14 protein-coding genes are annotated in these 15583 nt (G+C 43.4%); 11 read left to right on the top strand and 3 right to left on the bottom strand.

Features of this window, described 5'->3' with window-relative positions; all coding sequences use genetic code 11:
• The first annotated feature begins 194 nt into the window (after window positions 1-194).
• Genes AOC20_RS05580 through AOC20_RS05560 form a run of 5 tightly spaced genes read left to right on the top strand, consistent with a single transcriptional unit; the run spans window position 195 to window position 8105 of the window.
• A complete protein-coding gene (locus tag AOC20_RS05580) occupies window positions 195-2651 on the top strand; it encodes a type I restriction-modification system subunit M (RefSeq protein WP_215359150.1) in 2457 nt (818 codons plus the stop codon).
• Window positions 2642-3877, top strand: coding sequence for a restriction endonuclease subunit S (locus AOC20_RS05575; RefSeq protein WP_215359148.1), 1236 nt, complete (start codon window positions 2642-2644; stop codon window positions 3875-3877). The genes AOC20_RS05580 and AOC20_RS05575 overlap by 10 nt, the downstream gene beginning before the upstream one ends.
• On the top strand, window positions 3874-6927 hold the full coding sequence (locus AOC20_RS05570) for a type I restriction endonuclease subunit R (RefSeq protein WP_215359146.1): 3054 nt from the start codon (window positions 3874-3876) through the stop codon (window positions 6925-6927). The genes AOC20_RS05575 and AOC20_RS05570 overlap by 4 nt, the downstream gene beginning before the upstream one ends.
• Window positions 6927-7643 carry a M48 family metallopeptidase gene (locus AOC20_RS05565; protein ID WP_215359144.1) on the top strand — a complete coding sequence of 239 codons (717 nt, stop codon included), beginning with the start codon at window positions 6927-6929 and terminating at the stop codon, window positions 7641-7643. The genes AOC20_RS05570 and AOC20_RS05565 overlap by 1 nt, the downstream gene beginning before the upstream one ends.
• Before the next feature lie 15 nt (window positions 7644-7658).
• Window positions 7659-8105 carry a 5' nucleotidase, NT5C type gene (locus AOC20_RS05560; RefSeq protein WP_215359142.1) on the top strand — a complete coding sequence of 149 codons (447 nt, stop codon included), beginning with the start codon at window positions 7659-7661 and terminating at the stop codon, window positions 8103-8105.
• On the opposite strand, the gene AOC20_RS05555 is transcribed toward AOC20_RS05560, so the two are convergent.
• Window positions 8088-8423, bottom strand: a complete 336-nt coding sequence (locus AOC20_RS05555) for a hypothetical protein (protein ID WP_215359140.1) — start codon at window positions 8421-8423, stop codon at window positions 8088-8090. The two genes, AOC20_RS05560 and AOC20_RS05555, sit on opposite strands and share 18 nt — an antisense overlap.
• Window positions 8424-8481: 58 nt before the next feature.
• Complete coding sequence (locus AOC20_RS05550; RefSeq protein WP_215359139.1) at window positions 8482-8691, bottom strand: helix-turn-helix transcriptional regulator; 210 nt, start codon at window positions 8689-8691, stop codon at window positions 8482-8484.
• 551 nt (window positions 8692-9242) lie between these two features.
• On the opposite strand from AOC20_RS05550, the gene AOC20_RS05545 reads away from it, so the two are divergent.
• Genes AOC20_RS05545 through AOC20_RS05530 form a run of 4 tightly spaced genes read left to right on the top strand, consistent with a single transcriptional unit; the run spans window position 9243 to window position 12139 of the window.
• Complete coding sequence (locus tag AOC20_RS05545) at window positions 9243-10166, top strand: YdaU family protein (RefSeq protein WP_215359137.1); 924 nt, start codon at window positions 9243-9245, stop codon at window positions 10164-10166.
• Window positions 10156-10398 (top strand): hypothetical protein, encoded by a 243-nt coding sequence (locus AOC20_RS05540; RefSeq protein WP_215359135.1) that lies wholly within the window; start codon window positions 10156-10158, stop codon window positions 10396-10398. The genes AOC20_RS05545 and AOC20_RS05540 overlap by 11 nt, the downstream gene beginning before the upstream one ends.
• Window positions 10395-10802, top strand: coding sequence for a hypothetical protein (locus AOC20_RS05535; RefSeq protein ID WP_215359132.1), 408 nt, complete (start codon window positions 10395-10397; stop codon window positions 10800-10802). Before AOC20_RS05540 ends, AOC20_RS05535 begins: the two co-directional genes overlap by 4 nt.
• A gap of 14 nt (window positions 10803-10816) precedes the next feature.
• On the top strand, window positions 10817-12139 hold the full coding sequence (locus AOC20_RS05530; RefSeq protein WP_215359130.1) for a terminase family protein: 1323 nt from the start codon (window positions 10817-10819) through the stop codon (window positions 12137-12139).
• Between the two features lie 16 nt (window positions 12140-12155).
• On the opposite strand, the gene AOC20_RS05525 is transcribed toward AOC20_RS05530, so the two are convergent.
• Window positions 12156-13523: a M41 family metallopeptidase gene (locus AOC20_RS05525; RefSeq protein WP_215359128.1), complete on the bottom strand. Its 1368-nt coding sequence runs from the start codon at window positions 13521-13523 to the stop codon at window positions 12156-12158.
• A gap of 199 nt (window positions 13524-13722) precedes the next feature.
• Here AOC20_RS05525 and AOC20_RS05520 point away from each other — a divergent pair, with 199 nt between their 5' ends.
• Window positions 13723-14580 (top strand): LEM-3-like GIY-YIG domain-containing protein, encoded by an 858-nt coding sequence (locus AOC20_RS05520; RefSeq protein WP_215359126.1) that lies wholly within the window; start codon window positions 13723-13725, stop codon window positions 14578-14580.
• The gene (locus tag AOC20_RS05515; RefSeq protein WP_215359124.1) at window positions 14581-15582 is read left to right on the top strand and encodes a helix-turn-helix transcriptional regulator; all 1002 of its coding nucleotides are present in this window, start codon (window positions 14581-14583) and stop codon (window positions 15580-15582) included.
• Window position 15583: the final 1 nt, after the last annotated feature.

Here is a 15583-nt window from a genome sequence, read left to right as displayed (position 1 = left end):
TAGAGGCGGTGAGGCTCATAGGATGAGCCTGCTTAGGCTTTGGAAAAAACCCGCTAATTTCAAATATTGGGAGTAATTTTTAATGCCTTAATATGCTAGTACGGTCACCCGCGAGCGAAATTATGCTGATTACCACATAAATTAGAATACTCATGTAAGCCTTTGAATCAAAATAGAAATTTACAAAGAAAATTATGGCAATAAAGAAATCGGAGCTCTACTCATCCCTTTGGCAGTCCTGTGACGAGTTGCGCGGTGGTATGGATGCTAGCCAATACAAAGACTATGTTCTTGTGCTGCTCTTTTTAAAGTACGTCAGCGATAAATTCTCTGGAAAGCCATACGCCCCTATTGTCATTCCTCCTGGCGCAAGTTTTACCGATATGGTGGCCCTTAAGGGCAAGAGTGATATCGGCGATCAAATCAACAAGAAAATTCTAGGTCCACTAGCTCTGGCTAATAAGTTGTCCGATATGCCTGATTTCAATGACCCGGCGAAATTGGGAGACGGCAAAGAAAAGGTTGATCGACTTACTAACTTAATTGCTATCTTTGAAAATCCAGCTTTAGATTTTTCTCAAAATCGCGCTGACGGCGACGATCTTCTTGGTGATGCCTATGAGTACCTCATGCGCCACTTTGCAACTGAAAGTGGTAAGAGTAAGGGGCAGTTTTACACCCCAGCCGAGGTTAGCCGAATCATGGCTCAGATATTGGGTATTCGTAATGCAAAGACGACCAATGAAACTACGGTCTATGACCCGACATGTGGCTCGGGCTCCCTGCTATTAAAGATTGGTGATGAAGCACAGCGTGGTAAAGATGTAAAGGTCACGCTTTACGGGCAGGAAAAAGATAACGCAACGGCCGGACTTGCGCGTATGAATATGATCCTGCATGACTATGCGACTGCAGATATTAAACAGGGTAATACATTGGCCAATCCATTATTTACCGATGGCACAGCCCTGAAAACATTTGATTATGTTGTTGCTAATCCACCCTTTAGCGATAAACGCTGGAGCACTGGGTTAACGCCTGATAAGGATCCTTATGGTCGGTTTGAGGGGTATGGAGTTCCGCCAAGCAAACAAGGGGACTATGCGTATCTACTTCATATCCTTCGATCTATTAAGCCTACCGGTAAGGGTGCATGTATCTTGCCACATGGCGTTTTATTTAGGGGTAATGCAGAAGGAGTGATCAGAAAGAACCTTATTCAACGTGGCCTGATTAAGGCAATTATTGGATTGCCTGGGAACTTGTTTTATGGAACGGGTATTCCTGCCTGCATCATTTTGCTTGATAAGGAAGGTGCAAATGCACGTAAAGGCATCTTTATGATCGATGCCTCTAAGGGGTTTCGTAAGGATGGCCCTAAGAATCGACTGCGCGAACAAGATCTTCACCGCATCGTTGATATCTTCACCAAGCAGATAGAAACTCCGGGTTTTGCACGCATGGTTCCAGTAAGCGAAATTAGCGATGAAAAAAACGATTACAACCTAAATTTGCCACGTTACATCGACGGCACGGAGGCTGAAGACCTGCAAGATATTGAAGGGCACTTACGCGGCGGCATTCCTAATCGTGACTTAGATAATCTAAAACCCTATTGGGATGTCATTCCTGCGGTTCGGGCAGCATTATTTAAAGAGGATCGCCCCGGCTATAGTCAGCTAAATATTGCAGCTGGCGATATCAAGCCTGCAATCTTTGGCCATCCGGAGTTCACGACATTTAATGCAAAGGCAACCAAGTTGTTTGCCGATTGGAAGGCAGCTAATGTTTCATTATTAAAAAGTTTTGATAAGGATGGCCACCCAAAAGCCTTAATTGAATCTATTTCTGAATCTCTTTTGGAGGTATTTGAAAATTCCCTCTTGCTTGATTGCTATGACATCTACCAGCACCTAATGGATTTCTGGGACAAGGCAATGCAGGATGACTGCTACCTTATATCTGCCGATGGTTGGATCGATTCTGCGCAGCCTAAACTTATCATTGAGGAAAAGGGCAAAAAGAATAAGATTGATGTCGATTTTATTGCGGGCAAAAAGAAATATGCTGCGGAGCTCATTCCGTCTGCACTGCTAATTGCTCGCTACTTTAAAAATGAACAGTTCGCTATTGATGAGTTGGAATCTCAATTGGCCATCCTTGAGAATCAATTAGAAGAGATGGCTGAAGAACATGCTGGTGAAGGCGGCTTATTAGAAGAAGCAAAAAACGAAAAGGACAAATTAACCAAAGCATCCGCAACTGCAAGGTTAAAAGAAATCAAAACAGAGAAAGATGTCGATGAAGAGCACAAAGCATTGCAAGATTACCTCGCCCTAGTAGAGCAAGAGTCAGATGCAAATGCCAGAATTAAAGAGGCTCACGAGGCATTATTCACCAAGGTTCTTGCTAAATACGGTCAGCTAAGTGAAGGCGACATCAAAATTATGGTAGTAGAAGATAAGTGGATTACGGCCCTAGCGGTTTCAGTACAAGATGAATTAGGTCGGGTCTCTCAAACTCTAACGGGGCGCGTTCGTGAACTGGCGGAACGCTATGAAAAACCATTACCCCAGATCGCCGATGAAGCAGAGGCAATGTCAAAGCGAGTAGATGAACATCTTAAGAAGATGGGGCTAGCATGGAAGTGAGGGCTGGTTACAGACAAGCTGAAGTGGATGAAATTCCATATGATTGGTTAAGTCTCTCTGTGGGAGATTTAATTAAAAATAAAATAATTGAAAAACCGCTTGATGGTAATCATGGCAACATACATCCGAAAAGCGAAGATTTTGTTCAGTACGGGATCCCATTCGTAATGGCAAATAATGTTCGCAACGGTAATGTCAATTTACAAAATTGTTCTTATATCCGAAAAGAGCAGGCGGATACCTTGCAAAAAGGTTTTTCAATCACTGGCGATGTATTGCTTACACATAAAGCAACCATTGGAAATACTGCGATTGTTGGTGATATTCCATTTGACTACATAATGCTTACACCACAGGTTACTTACTATCGTGTAGTTGATAATTCAAGGTTAAATAATATTTTCCTCAGACATTATTTTGATAGCCCTGCTTTTCAAGCCGTCTTGAAGAGTTTGGCTGAAGGAGGAACCCGCTCATATATTGGAATTCAAGCCCAGCACAAGCTGCCCGTGCTACTTCCAAAGATAGCTGAACAAGTTGCAATCGCAACAACCCTCTCTGATGTGGATGCTTTATTAGACTCACTCGATCGCCTTATTACTAAGAAACGAAATTTAAAAAAAGCTGCTGGGCAGCAACTCTTAACTGGGAAAAAACGACTACCTGGGTTTAGTGATGAGTGGGAGGTAAAGAGGTTAGAAGATATTACGCAGATAGTAATGGGGCAGTCCCCGAGCTCCTCTAATTACAACACGAATGGGATTGGGCTGCCTTTAATTCAGGGTAATGCGGATATTCATAATAGAAAGACAATAAAGCGAATCTATACCTCGCAAATTACAAAGCGAGGGAATATTGGAGATATTTTGATGTCTGTTCGTGCGCCAGTTGGAGAAATTTCTCTTGCCATGTTTGATATTTGCATTGGTAGAGGCGTTTGCGCTATTCGTTTTGGTAATAATTTTTTATATCACAGTCTTATTTTTCTTGAGCCTACATGGGTGAAGCATTCCAAGGGGTCAACCTTCGATTCAGTTAATTCATTTGATGTTAAGGCGTTTGAAATTTTCATGCCTTGTGACCCGCTTGAACAGATTGCAATTGCAGATGTTCTATCGAATATGGATCAAGAGCTAGCCTCTTTGGAAGCTCGCCGCGAAAAAACCGCCCTCCTAAAACAAGGCATGATGCAAGAATTACTCACAGGAAAGACACGCTTGATATGAGTACCATTGGATTGCCAGAGAGGGCTACGCAAAACAGAGTTGTTTCGCTATTTAAAAGAGAACTGGGTTACAGATATCTTGGTGATAAAAGTGATCAAACAAATAGCAATATTGAGGAAGATTTGCTTGTCGCCCATCTCATATCACGCGGTTACACTGCCGATCAAATTAGTCGCGCAATATATTTTTTAAGAGCCGAAGCAAATAATCCAAACCGCAGTCTGTATGACAACAATAAAGCGGTCTACAGCTTATTGCGCTACGGTGTTGACGTTAAGGTCGACGCTAGCTCTGTTTCAGATACAGTTAAATTCATTGACTGGAGCCATCCAGAAAATAATGATTTCTCGATAGCTGAGGAAGTCACCTTACGGGGCAATTTAGAGCGTCGCCCAGATTTAGTCTTGTACGTTAATGGCATAGCAGTTGGAGTTATTGAGCTAAAAAATAGTCGCACATCCATTGGCGATGGTATTCGACAATTACTCTCCAATCAGAGAAAAGACTTCAATGAGTGGTTTTTCTCAACAGTGCAAATCGTCTTTGCTGGAAATGATTCCGAAGGACTTCGTTACGGAACAATCGGCACAGAAGAGAAGTTCTTTTTAGGCTGGAAAGAGGATGAGGCTGATAACAAGCTCTTTAAGTTGGATAAATATCTGCTTAAGATGTGTTCTAAACAGCGCTTGCTCGAGCTGATTCACGACTTTGTTCTTTTTGATGGTGGCATTAAAAAGCTGCCTCGTGTTCACCAATATTTTGGTATCAAGGCTGCGCAAAGCAATGTCAACTCCTACAAGAGCGGCATTATTTGGCATACGCAAGGTAGCGGTAAGAGCATTGTGATGGTATTGCTGGCGAAATGGATACTTGAGAATAAGCCTAATGCTCGTATTCTGATATTGACAGATCGGGATGAGCTAGACAAGCAGATTGAGGGCGTATTCAAAGGCAGCGGTGAAGATATTCACCGCACCAATAGCAGTCAGGATCTAATGAAGCAGCTAGGGCAGGCTAAGCCTCGATTGCTTTGTTCTCTTGTACATAAATTTGGTAAGCAGGGTGTTGAAAATTTTGATGCTTTCATTGAAGAGTTAAAGAAGCAGCCACCCCTTGCTGTGGGTGAGCTATTTGTTTTCGTGGATGAATGCCACCGCACGCAAAGCGGAAAGCTAAATCAGCTTATGAAAGCGATGCTACCCGGAGCAGTCTTTATTGGTTTTACTGGTACACCATTGCTTAAGGAAGACAAGGCGACAACTCTTGAGGTTTTTGGCGGTTATATCCACACCTATAAGTTTGATGAGGGGGTAGAGGACGGGGTCGTACTTGATCTTATTTATGAAGCCCGTGATGTTGAGCAAAGTCTTGGCTCTCAAGACAAGGTTGATGCATGGTTTGAGGCGAAGACTAAGGGGCTAAATAATTGGCAGAAAGCTGCGTTGCGTAATCAGTGGGGAACAATGCAAAACGTAGTTAGCTCGCGTTCACGAATGGAGCGAATAGTAAGCGACATCGTATTTGATTTTGGTGTTAAGCCGCGATTATCAAGCGAGAGAGGTAACGCAATTCTTGTAGCGGCGAGTATTTACGATGCCTGTAAGTACTACGAACTATTTCAAAAGACAGTATTTAAAGGAAAATGCGCAGTTATCACCTCTTACAACCCTCAAGCTCAGGATGTGACTCTAGAAGAGACCGGGGCAAATAGCGAGACGGATAAGCAGTTTTTGTATAACACTTACACTGCGCTACTTAAAGAAGTTGAGCCAGCCCCCAACAAGAGTAAAACCGAGACCTACGAGGACTGGGCTAAGAATTTATTCAAAGATCAGCCTGCGAATATGCGCTTATTGATTGTGGTAGATAAATTGCTTACCGGGTTTGACGCTCCACATTGCACCTATCTGTATATCGATAAATCCATGCAAGACCATGGCTTATTCCAAGCCATTTGTCGAACTAATCGTCTCGATGGAGACGACAAGCCCTTTGGCTATATTGTCGATTACAAAGATTTGTTTAATAAAGTACAGGGTGCAATTTCTGTATACACCTCAGAAGTTGATCATGATGAGGTGGGGGGAGGCAGCCCCGATATCATTTTGCAAGATCGGTTGAAGAAAGGTCGTCAACGACTGGATGGGGCCTTAGAGGGAATTGCATTATTGTGCGAGCCAGTGCAGCCACCGCAAGGGGAGTTGGAGCATATTCACTACTTTTGCGGGAATACTGAAAAAGTCGATGATCTCAAGGCTACAGAACCACAACGCGTTGCACTCTATCAGGCGACGGTAGCATTGGTTCGTGCATATGCGAATATTGCGGATGAAATGTCTAAGGCAGGCTATACCCAAACTGAAATCGAGAAGATTAAACGTGAAATCGATGTCTATTTGAAGTTACGCGAGATTATTCGCCAGGCTAGCGGCGAAACTATTGACCTAAAGGCATATGAGGCAGATATGCGCCATTTAATTGACACATATATTGAGGCTTCAGAGCCGAGAGAAATATCTGATTTTGGCGAAACGGGCCTTCTAGATCTGATCGTTAAAAGTGGAATCGCTGAAGCCATTAATAATCTACCAAAAGGCATTAAGAAAAATTCACAGTCAGTTGCGGAAACCATTGCTAATAATATTCGAAGCAAAATTATAAAAAAACACCTCAATGACCCAGCGTTCTACGACAAGATGTCAGTCTTATTGATAGAAGTCTTGGATCATTTACGCCAGCAACAGATAAGTTATGAGGAATTTTTAAAGCGGATTGCTGATATTGCCAAGCAAGTTCAGGTTGGTGCGGCGAAAGATACTCCGATTGCACTTAACACCGCCGGTAAAAGAGCCTTATTTAATAACCTAGGCGGCAATGAAGTGCTGGCACTCCAAATTGATGCGATGGTGAAGCATGTTCGACCCGACTCCTTCCGGGGAAATTTGGCCAAGGAGAGGGTAATAAAGGCTGCGCTTATGCCCATTCTTGGGAATGACCAGGCTGAAGTAGAGCGTATTTTTTCTATCATTGTTGCCCAGACTGAATACTGATGAAATCGCAGATTCAAATTGGTGAGATGACTGTGGAAGTTGTCCGTAAAAATATTAAGAATGTGCACCTTAGCGTGCATCCACCGGTTGGGCGCGTTACTATTTCAGCCCCAATACACATGGAACTGGATACCATTCGTGTATTTACTGTTGCCAAGGTTGGCTGGATTCGTCAACAGCAGGCGCTAATGAAGTCACAAGATCGCGAGACGCCACGTGAAATTATCAATCGCGAAAGTCATTATGTTTGGGGCGAACGCTATTTGATGAAAGTGATTAAAAGCGATGTTGCAGCGTCAATCTCGCTAAATCATAAGCACATAATTGTTCGGGTTCGTCCGGCCTGGCATGAAGATAAGAAGCATGAATTGCTTGATTCTTGGTATAGGGTTCAACTTGCTGAAGCTCTCCCGGGCATCTTACAGAAGTGGGAAAAGAAAATTGGTGTTCAGGTGAATGGTTTTTTTGTGAGACGCATGAAAACTAAATGGGGTAGTTGTAATCCCCATGCCAGAACCATTCGATTGAATACGGATTTGGCAAAAAAGCCCCGAGAGTGCTTAGAATATGTTGTTGTTCACGAGCTGGTTCATTTGTTAGAGCCGTCGCATAACGATCGATTTATCCAGTTAATGGATCACTATATGCCTAAGTGGCAGTCTCATCGACAGTTACTAAATAGTTTGCCAGTGAGGCATGAGAGCTGGGCATATTAACTCGGAGGTTAAAGGATGAAAACACTCTACATAGATATGGATAATGTATTAGTGGATTTTCCATCAGGAATCGCAAGAACCCCTGAGCATATACAAGATCAGTACGAAGATCGATTGGATGAAGTCCCCGGCATCTTCTATTTAATGGATCCAATCCCGGGTGCAATTGCTGCGTACGAAGAGTTGGCTACCATGTTCGACACCTATATTCTTTCAACTGCACCATGGGATAACCCAAGTGCATGGTCCGATAAGCTGCTATGGGTGAAAGACTATCTGGGTAAGCCAGCATATAAACGCTTAATCCTAAGCCACCATAAGAATCTGAATGATGGAGATTTCTTGGTGGATGATCGTCTTAAGAATGGGGTGGATCGATTCAAGGGTGAGCATATCCACTTTGCCACCCCTGAGTTTCCCGACTGGGAAACTGTTGTCCGTTATTTAAAGACCAAAGCCTAGAGCATTTTCATGGTGCTTTTGGCAGCCTAACTTAGCTTTGCTTTCGAGATACTCATAAGGGTCAAAGGCATCCATATTATCAACCCCACGAATGCATGGGACCGGACCATAATTTAAATACTCTTGCATTAAAGCATGTCCAGTAAGGGATGCATATCGTGGTTTGTATAAGACCCGATCAATCACTTTCCTGCATGCATCCACTGCATGCGCCAGATCTTCATAGTTCCCAATTTCAATCCAAGCACTCTCATCTATGGGTCGGTTATGGTCAAAGACCTCAACGCTAAGTCGCTTGGATAAATTCACTGCATGCATAGTTATCTCCTGAGTTTTCCGTAGGATAGATAGCATAAGCTCAGGAAATAGCCATTTTTCAATTGGTGGATTGCCTTGCCCTTTCCCCAATAAAAGTCTGAACTTGCTCAAACGTCCAAAAGGATGACCTGCCAATTTTGATCGGCTTTGGAAATTCACCTTTCTGCACCATGAGCCAAAACTTAGATTTAGAAATCGGCATCATTTTCAAAATTTGAGGAATTCGCATTAAGGTCACGTTCATATCTCTAGATGTGATGTCATTCATGATCATTTCCTTAGCGGGCGCGTTTTACATTTTTACGATAAACCTGCAATGCCATCTTTGCAGAACTCATTTTTGTGTATCCATAAGATCGATACAAGCTATACAAACGAAATGCCACCATTAAATTTAATCTCCTATTGTGTTTTGTTATGAATCATTTTGTGTGCTGCTAAAGTGCAATGTAGTCAATGAAATTTTGGTGGTCAATCAAATGTCAATACCCACTTTGAGGACGCATATTAATTTTTGACTACAAAAAAATATTTATTCATAGAAGTGTCACAAGCCATATAAATAAATGGCTACAGACTTGTCAGAACTTTCTGATAGCGCAAAGAGGTTAGTGGACATGCGTAGATCAACAAACACTTCAGATAAAGAAAATCATTCTCACGAATATCTCAAATATGGATTACAGAGATTTGATAAATAAATAAATTAAAGAAAAATTCAGAAAAAACGCGTTTGACGATACGCTTTCCGATTGTTAGATTCATCTCTTGCAAAAAATATTGCGCGCAAGAAAAAGAACTACACGGAGACAGATTGAGATGAATTACTACGAGCATCACATTGGAGATTACGCAGAAGCGACTGCGCATCTTACATTCATAGAGGATGCAACCTACAGCCGCCTCATTCGAAAGTACTACGCCACAGAAAAACCGCTACCTATCGAAATCAAGTTGGTACAAAGATTGATCAACGCACGATCAAAAGAAGAAAAAAATGCAGTTATCTCCGTTCTCAATGAATTTTTTACCCTCACTGATAATGGCTGGAGACAAGAGCGCTGTGACCATGAAATAGCCCGCTTCAAGGATAAGCAACTCAAAGCGAGGCGGAGCGCAGAAGGTAGGTGGCAATCATTTCCATCGGACGAATCTCAGCCAGAAATCACTCCAAATATTGGATGCGTTCGCAATGCGACCGCAATGCGAACGCATTGCTCACCAGACACCAAACACCAGTCACCAGTAGCCAATCTCCATACACCAGGCAAACAAAACAATGGGGGTGAAAAGGAAAAAATTCCCCAAGGAGCACCCATGCAAACTGACGAAGAAAAACTTTTTCAGGGGCGTATCGAAAAATACAAAAGCTTTGCAGCCATGATCAGTAAGGAGGGTAGACCCATAGCGGTTGATGACTACCGCATACGCGACATCGTCAATCTCGGGGCAACGGAAGCCGAGGTGGCAGAAGCTATCGCCACAGCCAAGGAAACGCGCATGAAGGTCTCAAACCCAACCCCGATCAATGCAGGCTATGTCTTGGCCATACTCAAAGGGGCGCGTAAGAAGGCAGAAGCTGCCAGCGCAGACGAAGATGCCTGGTGGAAAACCAATGAAGGGGTAGACGCTAAGGGCAGGGAGCTGGCGATGAAAGCCCAAGGCTCTGAAAGCTACGACTGCTTCAAAACCCGAATCTTTGCCGAACTACGTAAACGTCAAGAGGCATCTAATGCAAACTAATCAAGCTATTGCAGGCGTCATTGATCGTCTAGATATGGAAGACTTTCCCATCGGATCAAAAGTGAAGACCCCAAGTGGGCGCGTAGGTACCGTCGTAAAGCATCGCGGAGCCCAAAGCCGTCATGACTTGTTCCAAAGAATCATCATCGAGTTTGATGAACCCATTGGAGATTCAGTTGCATTGCAACCCCATCTTTTGAAACTCATCAAAGAACCAACCCCCATCCCATGATTGAAAACAATCAAAAGAAATCAAAGGGTGGAAAAAGACAGGGGGCAGGTCGGAAGACTGGCAGCCTAACAAAGCGTACCCGCCAGATTGCTGAGGCTGTTACAACACAGGGGATCACACCCCTAGAGGTCATGATGAAGGTAATGCACCAGTTATACGAAGAAGCTGGAAATCTTCAAGAAGAGCAGCTTGGCGATAAGGCATTAGCAAATGAAGCGCGCATAAAACTTCTGAACATGGCTGCCACCGTTGGGAGGCATGCTGCGCCTTACGTACATCCACGCTTATCTGCCATTGAGCACACCGGTAAAGATGGCGCACCTCTACAAAGTGGAGTTCTGGTCGTACCAAGCGCTATGAGCATAGACGAGTGGGAGCAAGCTGCCAAAGCAAAACACTACTGAATTAAACAAAACCAATGAAAACCATCTGGGCGCCATTGCCCGGTAGCCAGACTTTATTTCTGACATGCCCTGTTTATGAAGTATTGCTGGAGGGCACCAGAGGAGGGGGTAAGACAGATACCTTGCTCATGAGCTATGCCCAACATGTAGGTAGAGGCTTCGGGGATCATTGGCGCGGCACACTCTTTCGATTGACCTATCCACAATTGGCTGATGTAGTGGCCAAGAGCAAGCGCTGGTTCTATCAAATCTTTCCAGGCGCCAAGTTCAATGAATCTGACTATGTGTGGAAGTGGCCAACTGGAGAGATGCTTTACTTTCGTTATGGAGCTAATGAAGACGACTACTGGAATTACCATGGTCATGAATACCCATGGCTAGGATTTGAAGAGCTCACTAACTGGCGCAATCTTTCTTTCTACGAAGCCATGCATTCCACCTGTAGGTCATCTCATCCTGGAATGCCAAGGATGGTGCGAGCTACTTGCAATCCATTTGGAGTAGGTCATGCATCCGTGAAGGAAAGATTTCAGATTGGGACAATACCGGCGGGGCAAATCATCAGACAAGAAGGCGCACTCCCCAGAGTCAGAATTCATTCGACGATTTATGAGAACACCCACCTTCTCAAAAACGACCCGAACTACCTGATGAGCCTTGAGTCGCTAAGCGACCCAAACAGGCGCAGAGCCTGGTTAGAGGGTGATTGGGATATCCACGTGGGAAGTTTCTTGGAAGGCGTGTGGCAGCCCTCTAAGCACGTTGTAGAACCCTTCGCAATTCCACCGACTTGGAAGATCTGGCGATCTATGGATTGGGGATATGCCAGGCCATATGCCGTCTATTGGTTTGCTTTATCTAACGATGGAGTCTATTACCTATGGCGAGAGCTCTATGGATATGGAGATAAAGAAAACACCGGCACTAGAGAGGATGCAACGGTTGTGGCGGAGAAGATCAAAAAGATAGAAATTCATGACCAACGCCTTGGCTATGAATATCGCATGAACCTAGCTGACCCATCCATCTTCTCAAAGATTGGGGCAGAGAGATCCATTGGCCAGATCTTTAGGGATAAAGAGGTCAAGTGGACCGAGGCCTATAACGCTCCCAGAAGCAGAGTGAATGGTGCTCAAGAAATCATTCGGCTATTAGCTGAAGACAGACTCAAGATCTTCTCAACCTGTAAGCATTGGCTAAGAACTATCCCCCAATTACCACCAGACTCATTAAACCCAGAAGATGTGGATACGGATGCCGAGGACCATGCTTGGGATGCAACTAGGTATGGGGTAATGCGAGCGAGGCGCGCTGAGGGGTGGTCTGACAAATCATAGATCATATTTCTGCGGCTTAGGATGCAACTACCTGACCAAGTAAATTCTTGAGTTCTGCTTGGCTTAAGACGGTTTTCTTTAAGAGCTCCTTTTGGATTTTAATGGCGAGGGACTGATTGGCCTCAATAATCGATCTGACTACCTTGTATTCCTGCGCAAGCAGTTGACGTACTTTTTTTACAACGTATGCGTCTTCTGCAGGACTGGCATCCTCATCAATAACAGCTAGATTCTCGGTATTGGATTCCCGACATTCCATGTTTGATGAAAAGCCACATATTGCGATTAGTTTTTTTGCATTCCTGGTTGCATTGACTAAATCAGACCTAGGTCCCCATGCGCTAATATTTTCAGGGCCATAAAAAATCTCCTCAGCAGCGCGACCTGCCAGCTGGATGCGAATTTTGTGGCGCAGACTTTTAAAGGTTTGTTGGCCATCAATTTCATGGTGATAAGAGTACGAGTCGCATGCTAATCCTGCGCTATCCTCAAAAGGCATGACAGTTAAATATTCGGGAATATTGGAGCCACTGGAATCAATCAGTGCCACTAGCGCATGCCCTGCCTCATGAATTGCAACACGCTTTAGGAGTGAAATATTCTCATGCTTCAATCTCTCTGTTTCTACGCTCCCATGAAGAGCAAAATAAACCAAGTCATTAAACTCTAATTTTCTCGACTCCTTTGCGTGGACGCGTTTCATCCCTAAGGCAATTAATTCTTGGCGCCTCCCATCATCAAAGTTAATCTCCAAAAGCTTCCCAACCTTTCCTGGGTGTAGTTTGAGAGAGCTGTTACATATATCTTTTCCAATCAGGCTGATGAATTTTTGTCCCCTGGAAGTTAAGCTTGGTTTAGGAATTGAGAATCTTCTATCAAACGATCCCACTTGGCGCAAGGATTCATCTAATTCCGAATAAGCGTTTCCTGATGTAATGAAGGCAATAGGATATTTAGAATCTATACCTGCAAGATAAGAAGGCAACTCTTTTCTGAATTTGATAATGTCAGCGCTTGGGCAATTGTCAGATGTAGATGCTGCAGACCACTCTCCCTGGGGAATGTAAATTAGGTTTGCACCGCTTTCGCTTGAGTAAGAGCCAAAATTCACCATATTGACGAATTCCTCAGACGTGGCTGTATGGAGCTTCATCCCAGATTCGTTGGCGATCTGAGTCAATAGTGAATGATTAAAGACATCATTCGCTTGCAGAATCATGACTGCTCGTCCAGTAATCGCCCATTCTTCATTGCTTATCCCTTTGGATATTGCCTTCTTTAATTCAAGTGACCAGTTTCTAATGGGCTCTATATGCCCAAACTCCTGCCAAGTGGTTGATTTTGACAAATGCGCTTTTGAATTTGTTTGATAAGTAGATTTCATTGCTAGCTCCTTTGGTATGGAGCTAGTCTATGAGACATATACGACAAAATAGGTCGCATATGTCTATTCAAGATTTAAATTAATGCGACTTAATATGACGCATTAAGGATGTAATATTGAATATATTTTTGATAAATCTATTTATCAGTCAGATATTGACTATGCAAAAAATAACTAACTGTGAATTAAGGGTCATACTATGAGCAACCTTCAAACTGCTTTTTGGGGTGGAAAATTTCACGAAGATAAGTTGGGCTACTACGTCTATGCGCTGGTTGACCCTCGTGATGACAGAATATTTTATATAGGCAAAGCCGGAGGCAAAGATGGTCTAGGCAACTCTAGGCCAAATGATCATCTAAAAGAAGCGCAGACAGCACAAAAGTTAAATAAGGATCTGAGCAAGCATCCTAAACTTGCAAAAATAATCGAGATTAACGGATTGGGCAAGGATGTAGAGCTAATTATTATTAGGCGAAATCTTAAAGATGAGGAAAGTGTTCATGATGTTGAGGCCGCATTTATTGATCTATTTGATTTAGGAATTCAAGGGCCTCATAAGGGCGGGCTTGCCAATAAGGATTCTGGACGCGGTCAAAGTTCGCGTGGGATAGTTACCAAGGAGAATCTATTTGAGGTTATCCCCGTGGAGGTATCTCCGAAAATTGATATTCCACATGTATGGATTTTTAATATCGATAAGGCTACTAAGTCGGGAAAAAGTTATCAGGATGCGGTCAGTGGTCATTGGGTTATTGATAAGCGGCATCTTTGTCAGATTGGATTACGGGACGAGTATGGCGTAGGATTAGTAAATGGTATTGCTAAAGTTGTTGTAAAAATTAATGCCTGGTTTGAATCGCAACTTGTTCCTGGAAGAAAGATTTTTGATGTCCAGGTAATTAATGACGAGCCGAAATTTGGAAATGAGCTGTATCAAAAGGATTTTTCAAAAATCGTTTCAAGGTTACCCAATTGGGGGTGGGGAAATAAAATAAAAGTGGAATTTGTTGGCGGCAATCCACGTATCCTAATTGGCAAGCCCAAGGAAGTCTAAATGCCCTCAAATAAGACCCGAAATACCCTTGCTAGGCAATGGGAGCTTCTAAAACTCCTCCCAACTCGAGGATCGGGTAGATCTGCTAAGGAGTTAACGATTGCTCTTGGTGAGTCCGGATATGTCGTCAGCAAGCGCCAAGTTGAAAGAGATTTATTGGATTTACAGGAGGTCTTCGGCCTTCAGTGCAATGACGCAAGCATGCCTTATGGGTGGTTATGGCCAAATAATGGATCGGCAGATTTACCGGGCCTTACCCTAGCAGAGGCGCTATCTTTAAAAGTGATTGAGGAAACCTTGGAGCCATTGCTGCCTTCTTCAGTGAAGAGGGCGTTGGGCTCTAAGTTTGCGCAGGCCCAATCAAAATTAGCTGCATTAAAGGGGGGTAATAAAACGGCTAGGTGGATTGATAAGGTTAAAACCGTTCAACCAAACTTAGCTTTGTTGCCTCCTGATGTGGGTGTTGATGTGCTTGAGGTTGTGCAAACGGCTCTTTTGCAGGATGACCAAATTCAGGTGTTGTATTCCGGAAATAATCTAAAGGAGGCTGAGTTAACTCTTAATCCTCTAGGCTTGATAGTCCGGGGCACTGTTACATACTTAGTTGCTACAGCTTTTGAATACAAGGATGTACGTTTATATGCTCTACATCGCATTAAAAAAGCTGAGTCTTTATATGAGCGAGCTCAGAAACTTAAAGGTTTTGACTTGTTTAAGTATGTGGAGGATGGAGCCATGCAATTTGGGGGTGGAAAACCCATAACACTCAACGCATTCATTTCAAGCAATCTTGCAAGAATCCTTGAAGAAACACGAATTTCCAAAGATCAAAAAATTACAGAAAAGAAAGGTGAAATTCACCTTGCTGCCACTGTTATTGATAGCTGGCAATTGCGTTGGTGGATTCTCTCAAAAGGCGATGACATCAGAGTGTTAAAGCCATCAGGCTTGGCTAATGAAATTCTTGCTAGCCTGAAGAGGGCAGTTAATAAATACACCTAGG

The sequence above is a fragment of the Polynucleobacter ibericus genome (assembly GCF_018687955.1).
In the GTDB taxonomy this organism is placed as follows: domain Bacteria; phylum Pseudomonadota; class Gammaproteobacteria; order Burkholderiales; family Burkholderiaceae; genus Polynucleobacter; species Polynucleobacter ibericus.
This window is presented reverse-complemented; position numbering and strand designations above follow the sequence as displayed.

What these genes read in the sequence shown, in the direction of transcription:
- AOC20_RS05565 (WP_215359144.1), top strand. Translation starts at nt 6,927, where the DNA reads ATGAAATCGCAGATTCAAATTGGTGAGATGACTGTGGAAGTTGTCCGT.
- AOC20_RS05530 (WP_215359130.1), top strand. Translation starts at nt 10,817, where the DNA reads ATGAAAACCATCTGGGCGCCATTGCCCGGTAGCCAGACTTTATTTCTG.
- AOC20_RS05575 (WP_215359148.1), top strand. Translation starts at nt 2,642, where the DNA reads ATGGAAGTGAGGGCTGGTTACAGACAAGCTGAAGTGGATGAAATTCCA.
- AOC20_RS05550 (WP_215359139.1), bottom strand. Translation starts at nt 8,691, where the DNA reads ATGAATGACATCACATCTAGAGATATGAACGTGACCTTAATGCGAATT.
- AOC20_RS05555 (WP_215359140.1), bottom strand. Translation starts at nt 8,423, where the DNA reads ATGCATGCAGTGAATTTATCCAAGCGACTTAGCGTTGAGGTCTTTGAC.
- AOC20_RS05570 (WP_215359146.1), top strand. Translation starts at nt 3,874, where the DNA reads ATGAGTACCATTGGATTGCCAGAGAGGGCTACGCAAAACAGAGTTGTT.
- AOC20_RS05515 (WP_215359124.1), top strand. Translation starts at nt 14,581, where the DNA reads ATGCCCTCAAATAAGACCCGAAATACCCTTGCTAGGCAATGGGAGCTT.
- AOC20_RS05540 (WP_215359135.1), top strand. Translation starts at nt 10,156, where the DNA reads ATGCAAACTAATCAAGCTATTGCAGGCGTCATTGATCGTCTAGATATG.
- AOC20_RS05580 (WP_215359150.1), top strand. Translation starts at nt 195, where the DNA reads ATGGCAATAAAGAAATCGGAGCTCTACTCATCCCTTTGGCAGTCCTGT.
- AOC20_RS05525 (WP_215359128.1), bottom strand. Translation starts at nt 13,523, where the DNA reads ATGAAATCTACTTATCAAACAAATTCAAAAGCGCATTTGTCAAAATCA.
- AOC20_RS05560 (WP_215359142.1), top strand. Translation starts at nt 7,659, where the DNA reads ATGAAAACACTCTACATAGATATGGATAATGTATTAGTGGATTTTCCA.
- AOC20_RS05520 (WP_215359126.1), top strand. Translation starts at nt 13,723, where the DNA reads ATGAGCAACCTTCAAACTGCTTTTTGGGGTGGAAAATTTCACGAAGAT.
- AOC20_RS05535 (WP_215359132.1), top strand. Translation starts at nt 10,395, where the DNA reads ATGATTGAAAACAATCAAAAGAAATCAAAGGGTGGAAAAAGACAGGGG.
- AOC20_RS05545 (WP_215359137.1), top strand. Translation starts at nt 9,243, where the DNA reads ATGAATTACTACGAGCATCACATTGGAGATTACGCAGAAGCGACTGCG.